The following is a 20510-nucleotide window of genomic DNA, read 5'->3' as shown; positions in this document are numbered from 1 at the left end:
TACTCCTATTGGAGCCGGCTCTCCGTGGACAGCCGGCCGTCAGGGATAAGCTTGTTCGCTCTTGTCAGGCTTTCGAAGCCTTCTCGAGGAACAACTGCGACATGGCGGTGGGCTGCACGCCCGCCACGCCTTTCGCCGTCGCCGTCAGGTAGTCGTAGAAATAGCCGAAGATGACCGGCGTTTCCTCGAGCAGCAGCTTCTGGATCTTGCCGGCGGTGGCTTTCTGCGCCTCGAGGTCGAGAGCCGCGATATAGCTCGTCGCCAGCTGGTCATAGTCCTTGTTCTTGAAGTGCGCTGCGTTCCAGGTGCCGTCGCTCTTCAGCGGCGCGGCGAGATAGACGTTCGGCACGCCGCGGTGGCCGTAGTCGGTGATGCCCATCACCGAATCCAGCCAGTTCGACTTGCCGAACACGGCATCGCCGTAATAGGCGCCCTGGTCGAGGATGTTGAGCTCGAGCTCGATGCCGATCTCCTTGACCCAGTTCTGGATGAGCTGCGCGTATTCCGGGATTTCGAGATAGCGCTCGGTGGTCAGCGTCACCTTGAAGCCCTTGCCGGCGCCCGCCGCTTCCATCAGCTGCTTGGCCTGCGCGATATCCTGCTCGCGCTGCGGCACGCTGGCGTCGGTCGACGGATAGACGCCCGCGAACGGGCTGTCGTTGCCCTCCTGGGCGCGGCCCTTCATGAGGCCGGCGACGAGCTTCTTGCGGTCGATGCTGAGCGCAATCGCCCGGCGCACGCGCGGATCCTTGAACGGATCGGAATCGCACTGCATGTGCAGCTGCTGGTGCGCCACCGACTTCAGGCTGATGATGGAGACGTTCGGATCGTTGAGCAGGCCGACGCCGGCCAGCACCGGCATCTGGTTGATGATGTCGATCTGGCCGCCCTGCAAGGCAAGGATCTGGGCCTGCATGTCGGAAAAGAAGGTGAACTCGGTGCGTTCCGGCAAGGCCTTCTCGCCCCAGTAATCCTCGTTGCGGACGAAAGAGGCGCCGACCTTGGCCGTGTATTTTTCGAGCTTGAACGGACCCGTGCCGTCGAAGCTCTGCTCGTAGCCGCCCTTGTAGCTCGCCGGGATGATGACGGCGTTGTAGTTGTCGGACGACACCATGTAGGGGAAGTTGCCGTTCGGTGCGTCGAGGTGGAACTCGACCGTATAATCGTCGACCTTCTTGGTCGCGCCCTTCTTCAGGATGCCGTTGAACACCGACAGCGCGTTGGACGAGTTGGCGGGGTCGGCGAGACGGTCGATGCTGGCCACCACGTCGTCGGCCTTCATCTCGCCGCCGCTGTGGAACTTGACGCCCTTGCGCAGCTTGAAGGTCCAAACCGTGCCGTCGGCGTTCGGCTTCCAGCTTTCCGCCAGCGCCGGCTTCAGCACCAGGTCGGGACCGTCGATGCAGAGGAATTCAGCGACCTGCTGCAGCACCAGCAGACCGCCGGCGTCGGCGATGGTGACCGGATCGATCGCGGCGGACGGCACGTTGCTGCCGACGCGGATGGTGGCGCCGGGGGCCCCTTGCCCGCGGGCAAGCGAGGGCGCGGCGCCGAAGCCCGCCGCCATGCCGATGCGGCCGAGAAGCGGCAGCGACAGGCCGAGCAGGCTGCCGTGGCGGACGAAATCGCGGCGGCTGACGCGGCCGTCGACCAGGCCGTCGATGAGATGATTTTCGAGCGGCGTGCCGTTGCGCCTGATGAGATCGAGAATGCGATAGTTCTTGCTCATGGGTTTAAACCCTTCCCCAGTTTTTGTGGTTGGCGAGTGCATTCCGGTTGACGAATTCCGTGGAGTTCTCCTGTCCCGGCCGTCGTCAACAATTTCAGTTGGTCGAACTCTAGCATGCAGTTTGGTCTGGTCCATCCGCTCCTTGAACCGGGAAGGTCAGATTTTCTTGATGCATGCCTTGTTCGGTCTTGCGGCCCAATCGAAATCGGGGCCGCTTCATCTACCCGGTCTGTCGCCTCCTTTCTTCACGTCCGCCCGGTGCAATGCGGCCGGCCTTCATCTCAGCCGATCTCGAAGAAGGGCTTGCCGAGCAGGTCGGGGTCGACGTCGATACCGAGGCCGGGCCCATCGGGGATGCCCATGCGGCTGCCCGTCACCGGCGGCTTGTTGGAAGCGGTGCGCACCGTCACCCATTCGTGGAAGGCGATGGCGTGCAGCCGGCGCTCCTCCGGCGTCGACAGCGACAGATGCGCCATGGCGGCGGTGTCGATCTCGGCGCCGCCGGTATCCTCGACCGTGATCATGAAACCGAGATCGACCGCAACGTCACGGATCAACCGGGTCTGCGTCACGCCGCCCAGCCGCGAGATCTTCAGCGTCAGGCCGTCGGCCGCGCCGCAGCGATGGATTTCCAGCATCTCCTGCAGCGAGGTGACGGATTCGTCGAGCACCATCGGCTTGTCGAGCATGCGGCGCACCGACATGTTCTCCTCTATCGTCGTGCAGGGCTGCTCGAACGTGTAGTCGATGCCGCGTGTGGCGTCGGCGAACTGGCGCGCCTGGTAGGGCGTCCAGCCGGCATTGGCGTCGCAGAAGATCACGGTGCCTTTCGGCACGGCCGCGGCGACCGCGGTCACCCGCTCGATGTCGTCACGCACATTGCCGCCGACCTTGACCTGCAGCCGGTGGTAGCCTTCCGCGACGATGCGTTTGGCAAGCGCCGCCATCTGATCGACCGTGCCGTGCGTGACGACCCGGTAGAGTTCCGCCGTCTCGCTCTCGCGGCCGCCGAGCATCGTCACCAGCGGCACGTCGGCCGCGCGCGCCGCCAGATCCCAGCAGGCCATGTCGAGCGCGGCCTTCACATAAGGGTGGCCCTTGAACACCGTGTCCATCAGCCTGACGATGCCGGCCAGTCCGCGCGGATCGTGGCCGATGAGATGCGGCGCGATCTCCGGCACGCCCGCGCGCGTTCCCGCCGGAAACGCGGCCGAATAGAAATTGCCGAGCGGCGCCATCTCGCCCCAGCCGGTCACGCCGCTGTCGGAGGTGATGGCGACGATCACCGCGTCGAAACAGTCGGCGACCCGCCCTTTGGACATGCGGTAGGGGCCGTCGACGAAGGGCTGCACGACATGATAGGCCTTGATGCTCTTGATCTTCACGTTGCTGTCCGTTGTCCGCGAGTGGGTCAGTTCTTCGAGGCGCGCTTCTCGAGGCCGCGCGCATAGGCAAGAAGCTCTTCGAAATCGCCGTCGATATGCTCGCGCGCATGCCGCTGGGCGGCGCGCATGTCCGAGCCCTTGAGCAGCGCCACATAGGTTTCGTGCAGGTCCTCGGACGGCACTGGCTCGTTGCGCGCGCGCTGATGCAGCGCGAAATACATCTGCAGCCGGCTGGTCAGCCGCTGCCAGGTCTCCAGCAGCACCGAATTGTCGGCCCACTCGTAGATCAGCCCGTGCAGCCGCAGCGCCGTCTCGATCTGGCGCGTGGTGTCGAGCGCCCGCGTCGCCTGCTTGACCGCTTCATGGCGACGGTCGAGCTCGTCGAAGAGACGCTGGTCGCGCTGCGGCCAGGCGAGCTCGATGGCGAATTCTTCCAGCACCTTGTTGAGGGAATAGGCGTCGATGATGTCCTTGGCGGTGACGTCGATCACGAAGGTCCCGGCATAGGGGATGCTGGTCAGGATGCCTTCCTGCACCAGCTCGCGCATCGCCTCGCGCAGCGGCGCGCGGCTCACCCGCATCTGTTCGGAAATCCTGAGCTCGTTGAGCTTTTGCCCGGGTTCCAGCTGGCCCGTCAGGATGGCGCGCCTGAGCAGCGCGATGATCTCCGCCCTGCGCGTCGTATCCGCGATCGGACTGAAATCCAGCTTCGCCATGTGTCCCTCCGGATGAACCGGCTGCAAGACAAGCAGATTGTCGACAATCCAACAAGGGGCGGCGATCGATTTTTTGCTGATTGCGGCGCGCAAAGAAAAACGGCGCCCTCGGCGTGGGAGCCGAGGGCGCCGTCGGACCGGGACTGATGGGGGTTATCAGCTGGCCGGTTTCGGTTGCGGCAAGGGAGAAACCGGCATTCCGGGTCCGATCTTCTGCAAATTGCCTGTGATCACCTGGTCGCTCTCGGAGATGCCGGAGGTGACGGAGATCAGGTCGCCGTCGGTCGGCCCGAGCGAGACCAGTTTCTGGTCCACGGTGTTGCCCTTGCCGAGCACGTAGAGGTATTTGCCGAGCTGGCTGGAGCCCAGCGCCACCTGCGGCACCATCAGCGTGTTGGGCTGCTCCTTCACATGCAGCCGCACGCGCACATATTGGCCGGGCAGCAGCCTGAACTTGGCGTTGCCGATCGTGGCGCGGGCGGTGATCGTGCCGGTCGAATGGTCGATCGTGTTGTCGATGAAGGTGAGCTGGCCCTTCTGGCTTGGCTCGGTCTCACCCGGCAGAAGCACGTCGACCGCGATCGGACCGGCCGCCTTCGCTTCCTCGATCTGGACCAAGTCGGTCTCGCTCGGATTGAAGGTGACGTAGATCGGGTCGAGCTGCACCAGCGTGTTGAGCACTGTGCCGGCGACGCTGACCAGCGTGCCGACCGAGGCCTGGTTGCGGCCGATGCGTCCCGGGAACGGCGCCTTGATTTCGGCATAGCCGAGATTGAGCTCGGCCGTTCGCACCGCCGCCTTGTCGAGCAGCAGCGCCGCTTCGGCTCCGCGCAAGGTGCTGGTGCGCTGGTCGAAACTGTCCTTGGCGAGATAGCCGCTCTTGGCGAGCTCGCTGCCGCGGCCGAGGTTGGAGCGCGCATAGTCGAGCGTCGCCGTGTCGCGCTCGACCTGCGCCTTGGCCTGGTCGAGCGCTGCCTGATAGTCCTCGCGTGCTATCTTGTAGAGCAGGTCGCCCTGCTTGACGTCGCTGCCGTCCGCCGCGGTCTGCTCCTGCAGATAGCCCGGCACGCGCGCCTGCAGCGTGATGCTGCGGATCGGCTCGACGCGCGCGGCGTAGTCGAGATAGATCGGCAGCGTCTTCTTGACGACGTTCACCACCGGCACCGGCATGACGAAGGCCTTGGGCGCGGGTGCGGCACCTGCCGTGCTGGCGTTGAGGCTGAGATTGCCCATGTCGAGCAGGTGGACGCTTGCCACCGAAATCGCGCCCAGCGCGACGGCCGTTCCTAAAGCGATTTTCCATTTACGCATGTTGGTCTCCAATCCTATTCGGCCGCATCGGCGAGCCGCACTGGCTCGGCGGTCGGTTCAATCTCTTGTTGGTGCGGGGCATACTGATGCCCCGCGGCAGGTTCGTTCTCGCCGCCGCGCTCGCGCAGCTTCTCGATGACCGCGTAGAAGACCGGCACGAAGACCAGCGACAGGATGGTCGCCGCCACCATGCCGCCGAAGACGGTGGTGCCGATCGACTGCCGGCTGGCAGCACCCGCGCCCGTCGCGAACATCAGCGGCAGCACGCCGAGGATGAAGGCGAAGGCCGTCATCAGGATCGGCCGCAGCCTCAGCCGAGCGGCCTCCATCGCCGCCTCGACGATGGTCAGGCCTTCCTCGCGCCGCCGCCTGGCGAACTCGACGATCAGGATCGCGTTCTTCGCCGCCAGGCCGATCAGCATGACGAAGCCGATCTGCGAGTAGACGTCGATCTGCATGCCGCGCAGCAGGAGCACGACGAAGGCGCCGAACAGAGCGAGCGGGACGGCAAGCAGCACCATGAAAGGCATGGCGAAGCTTTCATATTGCGCCGCCAGGATCAGGAAGACGAAGACGATCGCCAGGCCGAACACGACCGAGGCGATCGAGCCGGCCTTGAGCTCCTGATAGGTGATGCCGGTCCACTCATAGCCGAAGTCCCTCGGCAGCACGTTTGCCGCCGCCCGCTCCATCGCCGCCACCGCCTGTCCGGACGAGAAACCCGGAGCGGCGCCGCCATTGATGAGAGCCGAGGCATTGTTGTTGTAGTGCGGTACGGTCTCCGGACCGACGATCGGCATCAGCTTGCCCAGCGTGCTCAGCGGCACCATGCCGCCCGACGCGTTGCGCACATAGAGGCGCGAGATGTCGTTCGCATTTCCGCGCGCGTCCTTGTCGGCCTGGATGGTCACACGGAAGGTGCGGCCGAACAGGTTGAAGTCGTTGACGTAGAGCGAGCCGAGATAGATCTGCAGCGTGTTGAACACGTCCGGCAGGTTGAGGCCGAGAAGCTTCGCCTTGTTGCGGTCGAGGTCGTAGTTGAACTGTGGCGTCGAGGTCGAGAAGGACGAGAACAGCTGCTGCGGGTTGAGCTCGGGCTGCTTGCGCGCCTCGGCGATCAGCGCCTGTGTGACCTCGTTCAGCGCGGCGCTGCCGCGGCCCGAGAGGTCTTCCACCTGGAACTCGAAGCCGCCGGTGGTGCCGAGGCCCGGGATCGAGGGCGGATCGAAGGACAGCGCGAAGGCTTCCGGCATCTGCAACAGCTTGCCGCGCACCTGCTCGACCAGCTTCGAGGCGTTCTGGTCTGGCCCGCGCTCGTCCCACGGCTTCAGGATGGCGAACTCCACCGCCGAATTCGACTGCGCGGCGCTGGTCAGGAAGTTCAGGCCGCTGATCGAGCCGACGATGTCGACGCCGGGCGTGCTCTGCAGGATGTCGCGCGCCTTCTGGGCAACCGCGTCCGTGCGCTCCAGCGAAGCGCCGTCGGGCAGCTGGATGACGACGAAGAAATAGCCCTGGTCCTCGACGGGCAAAAAGGTCGAGGGCAGCTTCTGCCAGACGAAATAGGTCGCGACCAGGCCGGCCGCGAACAGGCCGAGCATGGCCCAGCGCAGCTTGATCAGGATGCGCACGCCATGGGCATAGGCATGCGACAGCCAGTCGAAGCCGGCATTGAACCAGCGGAACAGGAAGAACTGCGTCTCGCCGCGATGGCGCAGGAACGCGGCGCTCAGCGCCGGGCTCAGCGTCAGCGAATTGAAGGCAGAGATGCCGACCGAGATCGCGACGGTGAGCGCGAACTGGTTGTAGAGCCGCCCCGAAACGCCGGGAATGAAGGCGACCGGGATGAACACCGCCCCGAGCACCGCGGTGGTGGCGATGATCGGCCCGGTCACCTCGGCCATGGCCGCGCGCGTCGCGGCGAGCGGCGCCAGGCCGGCTTCGAGCTGTCTCTCGACGTTCTCGACCACGACGATGGCGTCGTCGACGACGAGGCCGATCGCCAGCACCATGCCGAGCAGCGAGAGCATGTTGAGCGAGAAGCCCAGCATGTACATCACCGCCAGCGTCGCTATCAGCGACACGGGGATGGCGATGGTCGGGATGATGGTGGTGCGCCAGCTCTGCAGGAAGATGAAGACCACCGCCACGACCAGCACCAGCGCCTCGCCGAGCGTGATCAGCACGTCATGCATCGAGGCCGAGACGAAGCGCGTCGTGTCGTAATGCATGGCGTAGCTGACGCCCTTCGGGAAGCGCTGCGAAAGCTCCTGCATCTTGTCCTTGACCCGCTGCTGCAGGTCGAGCGCGTTGGAGCCGGGCATCTGGTAGACGGCGAGCACCACGGTCGGGTCCTTGCCGAAGAAGGCGGACGACGAATATTGCAGCGCGCCGAGCTCGATGCGGGCGACGTCGCGCAGCCGCACCAGCGAGCCGTTCTGCGAATTGGCGCGCACGACGATGTCGCCGAATTCCTTCGGATCGCTCAAACGGCCGACCGCGTTGACCTGCATTTCGAAGGCGGTGCCGGCCGGCGCCGGCGACTGGCCGATCTTGCCGGCCGCCACCTGCACGTTCTGCTCCGAAATGGCGTTCTGCACGTCGACCGCGGTGATGCCGAGATTGGCCAATTTGTCCGGGTCGAGCCAGACGCGCATCGAATAGCGGCGTTCGCCGAAGATCTGCACGTCGCCGACGCCGGGCAGCCGCTTCAGCGGGTCGACCACCTGCAGATAGGCGAGGTTGCTCAGCGCCACCGGATCGACGGAGCCGTCCGGCGATGTGAGGTCGACGATCAAAACGAAATTGGGGTTCTGTTTCTTGATCGTCACGCCGCCCTGGTTGACGATCGCCGGAAGGGAGGATGCGGCCTGCGAGACGCGGTTCTGCACGTCGACCGCCGCGGTGCTCAGCGGATAGCCGACATCGAAGGTGATGGTGATGGTCGAGGAGCCGTCATTCGAGCTCGTCGACGACATGTAGGTCATGCCTTGCACGCCGTTGATCTGCTGCTCGAGCGGCGTGGTGACCGTATCGGCCACGACTTGCGCGCTGGCGCCGGGATAATGGGCGCTGACCACGACTTGCGGGGGCGTGATGTCGGGGAACTGCGAGACGGGCAGCAGGAAATAGGCGATCCCGCCGGCGAGCACCATGATGATGGCGATCGCCGACGCGAAGATCGGGCGGTGGATGAAGAAGTTCACCATGACACGGATGCCTCGCCGAACGGTTTTGCAAAATGGCGCAGGCGCCGGGACCGGCCGGAGCCGGAGTCTTCCAGGAAGGACGGCGGCACACCGTCCGGCGCCTTGTCTGCCGCGCGCGAGCGCAGCATCCGTTCGAAGGCTTTGGGATCGATCCCGTCAGCCTTCATCGCCAGCCGGATCATCGGATCCCGGATGGCTTCGTCGATCGTCAGGTCTTTACGCTTTTGCATAGGAGAAGCTCCTTGCTTGCGGCTCGCATCGCATGATCACGAACCGTTTTCTCGATTTCACCGGCCGAAGCCGCATGACGGGCAGAGTTCTGTCCCCATCTCGCTCTGGCAGGGCCTATCGGTGGAACCCTTGTCGTTGACGCGGAGCGATATAGGTGTTACCAGTAAGTAACATCTGGAAGTTACAGATCGGTAACACCCTAGTCAAGAGGTGTGCCGGGGTTTTTTGGAAACGAAAGGAGAGCATGATGGCAGACGGCGTCGTGGAGCGCTCCCGCCCACGGGATCGGATTCTGGAGACGGCGCAGGACATGTTCCACAAGCACGGCATCAAGGGTGTTGGCGTCGACGCCATCACCGAGGCTGCCGGCACCAACAAGATGACGCTCTATCGTCACTTCGAATCCAAGGACGAGCTGATCATCGAATGCCTGCGCGCCACCGCGGCGAAGGCTTCAAGGATATGGGACGAGTTCGAGGCCGAGCACCCCGGCGACAAGCTCGCCCAGCTGCATGCCTGGGTTCACAAGGCTTCGGAACTGCTCAGCGCCGACAGCCGCGGCTGCGATATGGCCAATGCCGCCGTCGAGCTTAGCGAGAGCGATCACCCGGCCAGGCGCGTCATCAAGGAACTGAAGGAAGCCCAGCGCGAAAAGCTGGTTGCACTGTGCCGCGACGCCGGCATCGGCCAGGCCGAGCTGCTCGCCGACACGCTGTCGCTGCTGCTCGAAGGCGCGCGCGTCTCGATGCAGAGCGTCGGCGCCGAGGGCCCGAGCGCGCAGTTCGTGCGCATGGCCGAGAGCCTTATCGCTTCGTTCAGGGCGCGCTGATCTCTTCGCCTCGTCCTGATTCTGTTATGCTGTTCCGGAAACGGGCGCTAGACGATGGGTCAGGCAAGTTTTCCGGAGATGTATGAGCGCTGGCTCGTGGGGCCTCTCTTCCGCCCCTGGGCTGAAGTGACCTTCGAAGAGCTGAAGCTCTCTCTAGGCCACCGTGTGCTGGACATCGCCTGTGGCACGGGAATAGTTGCCCGCGTTGCCAGGGAAAGGCTCGGCGCCGCCGGCTATGTCGTCGGCGTCGACATCAATGCCGATATGCTCGCCGTCGCGCGCGCCGTGGCGCCAGACATGGATTGGCGCGTAGGCAATGCCGGCGCGCTGCCTCTCCATGACGGAGAGCAGTTCGACGTGATCGTCTGTCAGCAGGGGCTGCAGTTCTTTCCTGACAAGCCCGCTGCGACGGCGGAGATGCGGCGGGCGCTGTCGCGGGGCGGCCGGCTGGCAGTTGCCACTTGGCGCCCCGATGAGGAAATCCCCTTCTTTCGCGATCTCCGCCGCGTCGCCGAGCGACTCCTCGGCCCGATCGTGGACCTGCGCCACAGCTTTGGGAACGCGGCGCCGATCGAGGCGCTGCTGCGGGACGCCGGCTTCCATGACGTTCGATCAAGGACGATCTCGCGCAGGATACGCTTTGACGACGGGGCGCCGCTCCTGCGATTGAACACGATGGCGCTGGTCGGCATGAGTGCCGCCGGCAAGGCAATGGCCGATCAGGAGCGCCAGCGCATCGTGGAGGACATCGTGAGCGGCAGTGCGTCCGTGCTCCAGTCCCACGCCGATGGATCGGGAGTCGCTTTCGAACTCAGCTCCAATCTGGTGACAGCCAAAGGCTAGGCGCGCAATTGGTCAGCATCAGATGGAGCCCGCTCCACCGGGCCGGTTTCGCCTTCGCTCTCTTCCCTGCGGCAAAAGAAAAAGCCCGCTGCCGGGAGGAGGAGGCAGCGGGCTTCGATTTCGAATACGGCACGGGAGGAGGTGTACCGCATTCATCGTCGGTGTCTGGGAGGAGGAAGACATCCGACATGCTGTTAATTACAAGTTGCCTAACGATTCGGCAACCGCAAAACGTGCATAGCTGGTGTGCAGAATTGCCGCACCACCCACCAATCCTCTGACAAATCGGGAAAAAGCCGGCTTGCTTCGGCGCGCTAACTCATTGAACCGGCACGTTTTCCTTGAAGATCAGCCGCGGCTCGATGAATTTCTTCGTCAGGTAAGGCGCCGACGAGGCGATCGAGCCGAGCAGCCGGATTACCGCTTGCTCAGCGATCAATCGCGCATTCTGGTCGATAACGACGTCGGCTAGGTCGTCGACGAGATAGCGTCGCGTTTCCTTCGTCAGGTCATGGCAGATGAACACCGGCTTCTTGCGCGGCTTGGTTTCGAGCAATGCCTTTGCCACGCCCGAGCGCCCAGCGCCGACGCAATAGATGCCGAGCAGCTCCGGTTCGTTGTGCAGCGCCTTCATGGTCGCGCGGTAGCTGGCATCCGGCTCGTCATTGATCTCGACGGCGCTGGAGACGGTAAGATCGGGAAACTCTTCGGCGAGCACCGAACGGAAACCCATCTCGCGCTCCTCATGGCCGCGATAGGAGCGCGAGCCGACCACCATCGCCAGATGTCCGGTCCTGCCGCCGAGGAAGCGGCCCATCAACAGCGCCGCCGTGCGCCCGGCGACCCGGTTGTCGATGCCGACATAGGCCGAGCGAGGTGCTGCCGGCACGTCCGAGACCAGCGTCACCAGCCGGATGCCGGCCTCGACCAGTTCGCGCAAAATGTTGCGCGTGCGCGGATGGTCGACGGCAATGACGCCGACACCATTGGCCTTGAGCGAGAGGTTCTCGACCGCGCCCTGCAGCGCGCCCGGCGAGATGCCGGCGAGGTTGTGGATGCGGCAGGAGGCGACCAGCGGCAGCCGCGCGGCATAGTCCTCGATGTGATGGGCAAGATCGGCCATGAAGGCGTTGCTGCCGATCGGCAGGAAGAATTCGAGATGCGCCGGCTTCGACGGCAGCACCACCTGGTCGAGCGTCGGCAGATAGCCGAGCTGCTTTGCCGCCTCCATGACACGCTGGCGGTTGGCGGCGCTTGCACCCGGCCGGTTGTTGAGCACCCTGTCGACCGTTGCGGTCGACAGGCCGCAACTCCTGGCGATGTCGGCTACGGTGGCTTTCATGGGTCCAGTCATAGGATGGGATGCGAGCCCCCTGCTAGACCTGATCAACGTCAGGCCAAATCAACGCCAGGGCAATTCAGCCATGCGGCCGTGGGCCATCGGAAATCGCGTCGCGGATCTCCTTGTCGGACATGCCGGTGATGATCCGTTCGACCTCGGCCACGGTGGTGTTTTTCGGATCGATGTCGTCGGCCACCACCTTGCCGCGGCGCATCACCACGATGCGGTCGACCACCTGGAAGACGTGATGGATGTTGTGGGCGATGAAGATGCAGGAGTGACCGGAATCGCGCGCGCTGCGCACGAAGCTCAACACGCCTTGCGTCTCGGCGACGCCGAGATTGTTCGTCGGCTCGTCGAGGATGATGAGGTCGCTGTCGAAATGCATGGCGCGCGCGATCGCTACCGCCTGCCGCTCGCCGCCGGAGAGCGAGCCTATCGGCGTCGTCGGCGGGATGTTCTTCGAGATGCCGACCTGTTTCAGCAGGTCGCGCGCCACCGAATTCATTGCCTCCTGGTCCATGCGGTTCAAAAAGCGCGGCGGCTTGATCGGCTCGCGACCGAGGAACAGGTTGCGGGCGATCGACAGCTGCGTGACGAGTGCCGAGTCCTGGTAGATCGTCTCGATGCCCTCGGCGATGGCGTCGCTGGTGCTGCGGAAATTCACCTTCTCGCCGCGCACGAAGATGTCGCCGCTGGTCAGCGGCACCGCACCCGACAGCACCTTGATCAGCGTCGACTTGCCGGCGCCGTTGTCGCCGAGCAGGCCGACGATCTCCCTTTCGTTGACGTGGAAGTTGGCGTCCACCAGCGCCTGCACGCGCCCGTAGGACTTGCGGATGTTTGTCATGCGGATGAGCGGTTCGGCCATGGTTCACGTCCCTGCCTGGTGCCGGCGTTCGAGCCATGAATGCAGCGCCATCATGCCGAGGATGATCGCGCCGATGAAGATGTTGTAGGCGAGCCCCGGCACGCCGATCAGCACGATGCCGTTGCGCATGACCCGCAGGATCAGGATGCCGAGCACCGTGCCGACGATGGTGCCGCGTCCGCCGGTCAGTGCCGTGCCGCCGATCACCACCATGGCGATGACCTCGAGCTCGTAGCCGGTGCCGCTGTTGGGGTTGGCGGCCGAGGTGCGCAGCGAGGAGATGACGCCGGCGAGCGAAGCCATCACCGCCGACAGGACGAACAGGCCGACCTTGACGCGGCTGACGTTGACGCCGCGCGCCCGCGCAGCATTGGGATTGCCGCCCGCAGCCTGGATCCAGTTGCCGGTACGACTTTGCGTCAATACGTAGCCCAGCACGATCGCAGCGCCGATGAACCAGAACAACGATGCATAGATGCGGAACGGCCCGATATAGAAATCGCCGACCAGGATATCCGCCAGCCAGCTGCCCTCGGCGCTCCAGGTGCGCTGCGGAAAGCCGTCGGTGACGAAGAGCGCCGTGCCGCGCACCACCAGAAGCATGCCGAGCGTGACCAGGAAGGACGGGATCTTGAGCTGGGTGACGAACCAGCCATTGACCAGCCCGATCAAAGCCGCGACCGCCAGCGCGATGACGAAACCCATCTCCAGCGAGGTGACGCCGCCGTTGAAAAGCGTCCACATCAGCACCGGCGAGAAGCCGAACAGCGAGCCGACCGAGAGGTCGAACTCGCCCGATGTCATCAAGAGCGTCATCGCCAGCGCGATCAGGCCGAGCTCGACGGTGAAGGCGAGGATGTTGGAGATGTTCTGCGGCGACAGGAAATCCGGGTTGATGACCCAGAAGACGACGAGTTCGACGATGAGCAGCACCAGCGGACCGAATTCCGGCCGCGCGATGAAACTTTGGATGAAGGAACGGTTTTCCATTGCGCCCGCGACGTGAATGAACTTGGCTGAAGCCCGCGCGGCGGCAGGCTCGGCGAACGGAATGGCAGTGGCCGACAGAAGCGGCCACGGCCATTGTCGCGGATTATTTGCCGGACAGGATCTTGTCGTAGACGCCGGCGGTGTCCTTCTCATAGAGCGCGCCGGTGATGACGTTGAAGCCCGGAGGAATGCCGGCAGACGCCATCGCCGCCATCGACAGCGCGATGTAGCTGGTCGCCTGCGGATCCTGCCACTGCGCGGCGTTGACATAGCCGTTCAGCACTTCCTGCGTGGTGTCGAGCGAGTTGCCCCAGCCGACGACCGGGATCTCGCCCGGCTTGACGCCGACCTGGTCGAACACGCGTTTGACCGAGCCGGTGACGAGGTCGCCGAGGCCGATCATCGCCTTCACCTTGCCTTTGTGGGCGGTGAGATAGTCGACCATGCGGTTGATCACTTCGGCCTGGTCGAGCGTCGCTTCGGTCACCTCATAGGTGATGCCGAGCGGTTCGAACACGCTCTTGATGCCTTCCTCTTCCTGCACGCCATAGGTGGCGCCGGGCACCTCGACCGGCATCCACACGAAGTCGCCCTTCTTCACCAAGCCTTTGTCGACCAGATACTGCGCCCAATGCTTGCCGAAGGTGACGTTGTCGCCGCCGACATAGGCGTTGAAGTTCGCCTTCGGGTCGGGCGTGTTGAAGTTGATGATCGGCATGTTGGCCGCGCGCGCCTCCTTGACGATCTCGACGAGGCTGCCCGGATCGGGGCTGGTGGTGACGATGCCGTCGGCTTTGGCCGAGATCGCGGCGCGCACAGCCTCCTGTTGCGAGGCGACGTCGCCATTGTGGAACGAGGTGTTCACCTTGTTGCCGGTGTCGGTCGCCCATTGCTTGGCGCCGGCCAGGAAGTAGGTCCAGACCGGATCGGCCGGACCGCCATGCGAAATCCAGTAGAAGGTCTTGGCCTCGGCCATCGCCGGAATGGCGATTGCCGCGATCAAGCCAAGCACGAGCAGTCTCAGCCTCGAAAGCATTCGATTTCCTCCCATGTTGAAATTCACCTCCACATCAGGCGCGATACGATCTTCGAGGATCGCATCTCCTGCCCGCGCCGACCGGAACGTCTAGAGCATTCCCTTTTTCGGCTGCTGACAAGCCTCCATCGCCAATGGATGTTGGGGCAGGCGCTCGCGCCATCAGCGAACCCATCAGATTGCATCAGTTGCGGTGATTTTTCTTTGGGCAAGCAACGCCATCAGCCCATCGGCTTGCGCGGATGGGCTTTGGGCAATGTCACGCTTGGCGCGGGCGCTAGATCAGGTTGGCCTTGGCGAGATCGCGCATCAGATGGCTGGCGCCGTAGGTCCAGTGCGGGCAATCGGGCGACAGCCGCACCCGGTTGACCAGCGCGCCGAGCTTCTCGGACGAGATGGTGACGATGTCGCCGATCTTGTGCGTGAAACCCTTGCCCTTTTCGCCGCGATCCTTCGACGGCACGAACATGGTGCCGAGATAGAGCGCCAGCCCGTCCGGATACTGGTGATGCGGGCCCATGGCGGCCTTGACCAGCTCTTCCGGCGAGCGGCTGATTTCCGCCATCGAGCTTGCGCCCTCCAGCGAGAACCCGTCCTCGCCCTCGACGCTGAGACGCACCGTGGCGCGCTTCACGTCGGCGATTGCGAACGTCTCGTCGAACAGCCGGATGAAGGGTCCGAGCGAGGCGGAGGCGTTGTTGTCCTTGGCCTTGCCGAGCAGCAGCGCCGAGCGGCCCTCGACGTCGCGCAGGTTGACGTCGTTGCCGAGCGTGGCGCCGACGATGCCGCCCGAACTGTCGGCGATCATGGCGATCTCCGGCTCCGGATTGTTCCAGGTCGAGACGGGGTGCAGCCCGACATCGGCGCCGAAGCCGACGGAGGCCATCGGCTGGCATTTGGTGAAGATTTCTGCATCAGGGCCGATGCCCACTTCCAGATATTGCGACCAGGCGCTGCGCGAAATCAGCTTGGCCTTGATCTCCATCGCTTCCGGCGAGCCGGGCTTCAGCTTCGACAGGTCATGGCCGATCAGTCCGGCGATGTCGGCGCGGATGGCGTCGGCCTTTTCCGCCGAGCCGCGCGCCTGCTCCTCGATGACGCGCTCGAGCAGGCTGACGACGAAAGTGACACCCGAGGCCTTCACCGCCTGCAGGTCGATAGGAGAAAGCAGGATCGGCTTCTTCGCATCGCGCTTGGCTTCGAAGCTGTTTGCGGCAATGTCTTCCAGCGCGCCGATCGAATTGCCCTTGGCCGAGCGCACGTAGCCGGCGGGATCCTTCAGCTCGCACAGATCGCGCACGGTGGGCGCCGCGCTCGAGGTGATGTCGATGACCTCGCCGTCGCGGACCGTGACCACAAGCGGATGGGAGGCTTGGCTGGTCCTGGCTCGGCCGACGAAAAGGCCGTCGGCGGGAAGGCGGGTCGGGTGGGTCATGGTTTTATCCTCTCGATTGGCGCGCGGCACTTTCCCCGGATTTAACGCAAAGGTCTATCCCGTCGATGGCCAGCTTATGGGCCATCGGCATGCTGTCACATAGCCAAGCCCGAACTGGCCCATCGACCGCTCTTTCAAGTTTGTGAAATCGGCAATAGGATTTTCACGACGCTTCAGCGCTTCAGGTGAACCACGTGCCCGCAGCCTTTTCCGATCCGATCTGGCAGAAGCCCAGGACGGCCCCGGCATTTCAGTCCGAGCTGTCGGACGGCGGCACGCTCGACGCGATCATCGTCGGCGGCGGCATCATGGGCCTGTCGAGCGCCTTCCACGCGGCCCGCGCCGGTCTCTCGGTCCAGGTGCTGGAAGCCGGCGCGATCGGTGAGGGCGCTTCGGGCCTTAATGGTGGCCAGGTCATCCCCGGCCTCAAATACGATCCCGAATGGCTGATCGAGCATTTCGGCAAGGAGCGCGGCGAGGCCCTGGTCGACTTCGCCGCCTCGACGGCCGATGCCGTGTTCGATCTGATCCGCGACGAGAAGCTCGCGGTGCCGTTCACCCGCAATGGCTGGATCCAGGCCGCGCATACCGAGACCGCGTTGAAGGCGGCCGCTAACCGCGACCGGCAATGGCGAGCGCGCGGCGCCGACGTGAAACTGCTTGACCAAGCGGAGATCGCGGCGATGACCGGCGCCAAGGGCTATCTCGGCGGCTGGCTCGACCGCCGCGCCGGCATCATCGATCCGCTTTCCTACACGCTGGAACTGGCGCGCGTTGCCGCGACTGCCGGGGCGAAGATTGCTGAACAGCAAAAAGTGGTGAAGCTCAGCAAGGAGGCCGGCCTATGGCGGGCTTCAACGCAAGGCGGAGCCGAGCTGCGCGCCAAGTCGGTCGTGCTTGCCACCAACGCCTATACGGATGGCCTGCTGCCCGGCCTCGCCCGGACGATCGTGCCGCTGCATTCCTTCCAGATCGCCACCGCGCCGCTGCCGCCCGAGCTTGCGGCTAGCGTCCTGCAGGGCGGGCAAGCCGTTTCCGATTCCCGCCGCATCCTCGTCTACTACCGCAAGAGCGCGGATGGCCGCCTGGTGCTCGGCGGACGCGGCCGCATGGCGCTGCCTTCCAGCGCCTCGGATTGGGTGCATCTCGAACGCGCGCTCATTCGCCTCTATCCCGCGCTTGGCGGCATCACGATCGAAAAACGCTGGTTCGGCCGCGTGGCGATGACGCCGGATCACCTGCCGCATCTGCATGAACCGGAAAAGGGCCTGCTCGCCGTGGTCGGCTGCCAGGGCAGGGGCGTCGGCCTGATGAGCGCGCTGGGAAAACGCATGGCGGGTTATCTGGCGAGCGGCGACGCCAGGCAATTGCCGTTCCCGCTTTCGCCGATCCGGCCAATCCCGTTCCACGCCTTTCGCCAGGTCGGCGTCGCCGCCGCGATCGCCTGGTACCGGATGCTCGACGCGTTCGAACGCTGACGCCTGCCGCGTGCAGTGCACAAGCGAATCAGCTTGACAGTTTCATGAATATGAAAAAGCATTAGTTGATTTCAAAAATCCGATGGGCAGCCAATAGGCAGTCAGATGTCGACCACCGTTGCAGCGCGGCCATCGCCGGAAACCCGCATCTCGTCGGTCTTCCGCTTCGCCATGCTGCTGCCGGGCGGGCTTGTCACCTTCTTCCTCATCCTGTTCGCGCTCGGCCTGGTGCTCTTCCTCGCCTTCAGGGGCAATGACGGTTCGCTGCTAGGCGCCGGCTTGACGGCAGAAAACTTCGTTACCGTCGCCACCGATCCGCTCTACTGGACGGTGACGCTGCGCTCGCTGGTCATTGCCGGCCTGGTGACGCTGGCAACGGTCGTCGCCGCCTATCCGGTCGCCTACTATCTCGCCTTCCATGCCGGGCGGCGGCGCAACCTGCTGCTCTTCCTGGTCACGCTGCCGTTCTGGACCAGCTACCTCTTGCGCGTTTTCGCCTGGAAGATCGTGCTTGCCTATAACGGCGTGCTGAATTCGGCTTTCATCGAAAGCGGCCTCTGGTCGGAGCCGACGCTCGCTTTCTTGAACACTCCGGCCGCGGTGGTCGTCACACTCGCCCACGCCTACGCGCCTTTCGCCATCCTGCCGGTCTATGTGGCGCTGGACACAATCCCGAAGTCGCTGCTCGAAGCAGCCTCCGATCTCGGTGCGCGACCCTTCACGTCGTTCCGCCGTGTCGTGCTGCCCAATTCGATGCCGGGCGTGCTGGCTGCAGCGCTCGTCGTCTTCGTGCCTACAGTCGGCGACTATGTCACGCCGGCCATGGTCGGCGGTCCGGCCAGCACCATGATCGGCTCGCTGATCCAGTCGCAGTTCGGCAAGGCCAATGACTGGCCGTTCGGCGCCGCGCTCTCGGTCTGCGTCATGCTGGTCATCCTGTGCGTGGTTCTTCTCGCGCGCGGCGCCGACCGCAGATTTGGCAGCCGCGCATGAACGCGCCGCGCACAGAGGCAAATGCAGGCGGCCGCTGGCTCGGCCTCTATGTGCTTGCCTATCTCGTCTTCCTTTACCTGCCGATCCTTTTGATCCCGCTGTTTTCCTTCAACGATTCCATCCAGGCGGCATTTCCGCTGCAGGGTTTCACGCTCGGCTGGTATGAGACGCTCTACGGCAATCCGGCGCTCTCCGGCGCTTTGGCCAACAGCCTCGGCATCGGCGTCATCGCCGCCTCCGGCGCGACGCTCTGCGGCATCACCGTTTCCTACATGGACCTCTATGGCCGTTCGCCGCTGGCGGCCACGATCAGCGCCGTCGCGCGGCTGCCGATCCTGATCCCCGGCGTCATCGTAGGCATTTCGCTCTTGATCCTGGTCAACCTCATCGGCCTCGGCCCGTCGCGCGTCGCCATCGTGCTCGGTCATATCCTGGTCGCGCTGCCGACGACGGTGGTGGTGATGCGCAGCCGCTTCGCCGCCATCCCGAAGACCATCCGCGAGGCGGCGCTCGACCTCGGCGCCTCGGACTGGGCGACGTTCCGGCGCGTCATGCTGCCGCTGAGTGCGCCGGCGGTGCTGTCGGCCTTCATGCTCGCCTTCCTGACGTCATTCGACGAGTTCATCGTCGTCTTCTTCCTCGCCGGCACCGAACCGACGCTGCCGCTCTACATCTGGAGCCAGCTGCGCTTCCCGCGCTCGCTGCCGACCGTGATGGCGCTCGGCACCGTGATCCTCGCCGTGTCCTTCATCATCGCTGCGCTCGCCGAAATCCTGCGCCATCGCGGCCTCGGCGCCGCGCGTCGCAATCCAGCCTGAACCACAACAAAGAAGAGGAGAACGAAAATGACAGTCCAGCTGAAATCGATCATCGGACACAAGGCCCGGGCAGGCCTTGCCGCATTGGCCTTGGCCTTGTCGTCGACGGTCGCTCTGGCCGCCGACAAGCTGCAATATTTCACCTGGTCGGGCTACGAGCTGCCCGACTTCAACAAGAGCTTCCTCGCCGCGCATCCGGACGGCGTCGAGGCGACGATCTTCGGCGACGACGACGACGCCTTCACCAAGGTCAAGGCCGGCTTCCGTCCCGATATCGCGCATCCCTGTTACGACAAGGTGGCGCGCTGGAACAAGGAAGGCCTGCTACAGCCGATCGACACCAAGCGCATCACGAATTGGGATTCGGTCTTCCCGGTGTTCAAGAACCTGCCGGACCTGCAGGCCGGCGACGGCAAGGTCTGGATGGTGCCGTGGGACTGGGGCAACACCTCGATCCTCTACCGCACCGATCTGGTGAAGAACCCCGAGGCAAGCTGGAACCTGCTGTGGGACAAGCAATATGCCGGCCGCATGGCGACCATAGACGCCGTGCACGACACGCCCATCGTCGCCGCATTGCTGGCGGGTGTGAATCCTTTCGACATGACCCCGGACCAGATGGACAAGGTTGCGGCAAAACTGCGCGAGCAGCGGCCGCTGCTGTCCAGCTACACCACCGACATGACCTCGGTCGAGCAGGCGCTGGCCAGCGGCCAGCTGGTCGCTGCCATGACCTGGAACGCATCCGCGACTTCACTGAAGAAGCAGGGCGTCCCGGTCGAGTTCATGAAGCCGAAGGAAGGCATGCTCACCTGGGCCTGCGGCTTCGTCATGCTGAAGGACGCCAAGAACGTCGATCTCGCCTATGACTTCATCAACAGCCGGCTCGACGCCGACTCCGGCAAATATCTGATCCAGTCCTATGGCTATGGCAGCTCGCTCTCGACCGCTTTCGCCGGCGTGTCGAAGGACGAGCTGGACAAGCTGCAACTGCCGGCGGATCCGGACGTGATGCTGAAGAGCACTATCTTCACCGGACCGATGAAGCAGAATGACGATGTGGCGAAGATGTTCGAGAAGGTGAAGGCTGGCGGCTGAGCGGCGCGGCCTCCCCTTCTCCCCTTGTGGGAGAAGGTGGATCGGCGCGCAGCGCCGAGACGGATGAGGGGTGTTGGAAGGAATGAGACGTTAGCATTCCCTGGAACACCCCTCATCCGTCGCCTTCGGCGACACCTTCTCCCACAAGGGGAGAAGGGGAGTCTGGCGGCGCTACGCCGCGCCGAGGAAAGACAAC

17 protein-coding genes are annotated in these 20510 nt (G+C 64.3%); 6 read left to right on the top strand and 11 right to left on the bottom strand.

What is annotated here, in order from left to right; translation table 11 throughout:
• Positions 1-64: 64 nt before the first annotated feature.
• The 6 genes from QAZ47_RS29060 to QAZ47_RS29035 all read right to left on the bottom strand — a co-directional run bounded on the left by QAZ47_RS29060 (position 65) and on the right by QAZ47_RS29035 (position 8580).
• The gene (locus QAZ47_RS29060; RefSeq protein ID WP_278231667.1) at positions 65-1729 is read right to left on the bottom strand and encodes an ABC transporter substrate-binding protein; all 1665 of its coding nucleotides are present in this window, start codon (positions 1727-1729) and stop codon (positions 65-67) included.
• A 281-nt stretch (positions 1730-2010) separates the two neighbouring features.
• Positions 2011-3114 carry a mandelate racemase/muconate lactonizing enzyme family protein gene (locus QAZ47_RS29055; protein ID WP_278231666.1) on the bottom strand — a complete coding sequence of 368 codons (1104 nt, stop codon included), beginning with the start codon at positions 3112-3114 and terminating at the stop codon, positions 2011-2013.
• A gap of 26 nt (positions 3115-3140) precedes the next feature.
• Positions 3141-3830 (bottom strand): GntR family transcriptional regulator, encoded by a 690-nt coding sequence (locus QAZ47_RS29050; RefSeq protein ID WP_278231665.1) that lies wholly within the window; start codon positions 3828-3830, stop codon positions 3141-3143.
• A gap of 156 nt (positions 3831-3986) precedes the next feature.
• On the bottom strand, positions 3987-5141 hold the full coding sequence (locus QAZ47_RS29045) for an efflux RND transporter periplasmic adaptor subunit (RefSeq protein ID WP_278231664.1): 1155 nt from the start codon (positions 5139-5141) through the stop codon (positions 3987-3989).
• Positions 5142-5155: 14 nt separating this feature from the next.
• Entirely contained in the window at positions 5156-8350 is a 3195-nt protein-coding gene (locus QAZ47_RS29040) for a multidrug efflux RND transporter permease subunit (protein ID WP_278231663.1), read from the bottom strand.
• A complete protein-coding gene (locus QAZ47_RS29035) occupies positions 8344-8580 on the bottom strand; it encodes a hypothetical protein (protein ID WP_278231662.1) in 237 nt (78 codons plus the stop codon). Before QAZ47_RS29035 ends, QAZ47_RS29040 begins: the two co-directional genes overlap by 7 nt.
• A 248-nt stretch (positions 8581-8828) precedes the next feature.
• Between QAZ47_RS29035 and QAZ47_RS29030 the strand changes: the two genes are divergently transcribed.
• Complete coding sequence (locus tag QAZ47_RS29030; protein WP_278231661.1) at positions 8829-9410, top strand: TetR/AcrR family transcriptional regulator; 582 nt, start codon at positions 8829-8831, stop codon at positions 9408-9410.
• A 165-nt stretch (positions 9411-9575) separates the two neighbouring features.
• Positions 9576-10253: a methyltransferase domain-containing protein gene (locus QAZ47_RS29025; RefSeq protein ID WP_278231660.1), complete on the top strand. Its 678-nt coding sequence runs from the start codon at positions 9576-9578 to the stop codon at positions 10251-10253.
• A gap of 319 nt (positions 10254-10572) precedes the next feature.
• On the opposite strand, the gene QAZ47_RS29020 is transcribed toward QAZ47_RS29025, so the two are convergent.
• The 5 genes from QAZ47_RS29020 to QAZ47_RS29000 all read right to left on the bottom strand — a co-directional run bounded on the left by QAZ47_RS29020 (position 10573) and on the right by QAZ47_RS29000 (position 15927).
• Positions 10573-11595 carry a LacI family DNA-binding transcriptional regulator gene (locus QAZ47_RS29020; RefSeq protein ID WP_278231659.1) on the bottom strand — a complete coding sequence of 341 codons (1023 nt, stop codon included), beginning with the start codon at positions 11593-11595 and terminating at the stop codon, positions 10573-10575.
• A 76-nt stretch (positions 11596-11671) separates the two neighbouring features.
• The gene (locus QAZ47_RS29015) at positions 11672-12466 is read right to left on the bottom strand and encodes an ATP-binding cassette domain-containing protein (RefSeq protein WP_278231658.1); all 795 of its coding nucleotides are present in this window, start codon (positions 12464-12466) and stop codon (positions 11672-11674) included.
• A 3-nt stretch (positions 12467-12469) separates the two neighbouring features.
• On the bottom strand, positions 12470-13456 hold the full coding sequence (locus tag QAZ47_RS29010) for an ABC transporter permease (protein ID WP_278231657.1): 987 nt from the start codon (positions 13454-13456) through the stop codon (positions 12470-12472).
• Between the two features lie 103 nt (positions 13457-13559).
• On the bottom strand, positions 13560-14492 hold the full coding sequence (locus QAZ47_RS29005) for a substrate-binding domain-containing protein (protein WP_278231656.1): 933 nt from the start codon (positions 14490-14492) through the stop codon (positions 13560-13562).
• A gap of 277 nt (positions 14493-14769) precedes the next feature.
• Positions 14770-15927 (bottom strand): fumarylacetoacetate hydrolase family protein, encoded by a 1158-nt coding sequence (locus QAZ47_RS29000; protein ID WP_278231655.1) that lies wholly within the window; start codon positions 15925-15927, stop codon positions 14770-14772.
• A 194-nt stretch (positions 15928-16121) separates the two neighbouring features.
• Here QAZ47_RS29000 and QAZ47_RS28995 point away from each other — a divergent pair, with 194 nt between their 5' ends.
• The 4 genes from QAZ47_RS28995 to QAZ47_RS28980 all read left to right on the top strand — a co-directional run bounded on the left by QAZ47_RS28995 (position 16122) and on the right by QAZ47_RS28980 (position 20314).
• Positions 16122-17405 carry an FAD-dependent oxidoreductase gene (locus QAZ47_RS28995; RefSeq protein WP_278231654.1) on the top strand — a complete coding sequence of 428 codons (1284 nt, stop codon included), beginning with the start codon at positions 16122-16124 and terminating at the stop codon, positions 17403-17405.
• A gap of 105 nt (positions 17406-17510) precedes the next feature.
• Positions 17511-18398, top strand: a complete 888-nt coding sequence (locus QAZ47_RS28990; RefSeq protein WP_278231653.1) for an ABC transporter permease — start codon at positions 17511-17513, stop codon at positions 18396-18398.
• Complete coding sequence (locus tag QAZ47_RS28985; RefSeq protein ID WP_278231652.1) at positions 18395-19216, top strand: ABC transporter permease; 822 nt, start codon at positions 18395-18397, stop codon at positions 19214-19216. Before QAZ47_RS28990 ends, QAZ47_RS28985 begins: the two co-directional genes overlap by 4 nt.
• A 27-nt stretch (positions 19217-19243) precedes the next feature.
• On the top strand, positions 19244-20314 hold the full coding sequence (locus QAZ47_RS28980; protein WP_278231651.1) for an ABC transporter substrate-binding protein: 1071 nt from the start codon (positions 19244-19246) through the stop codon (positions 20312-20314).
• Positions 20315-20510: the final 196 nt, after the last annotated feature.

Origin of the sequence: Mesorhizobium sp. WSM4904, from assembly GCF_029674545.1 — a bacterium.
Lineage (GTDB): Bacteria > Pseudomonadota > Alphaproteobacteria > Rhizobiales > Rhizobiaceae > Mesorhizobium.
This window is presented reverse-complemented; position numbering and strand designations above follow the sequence as displayed.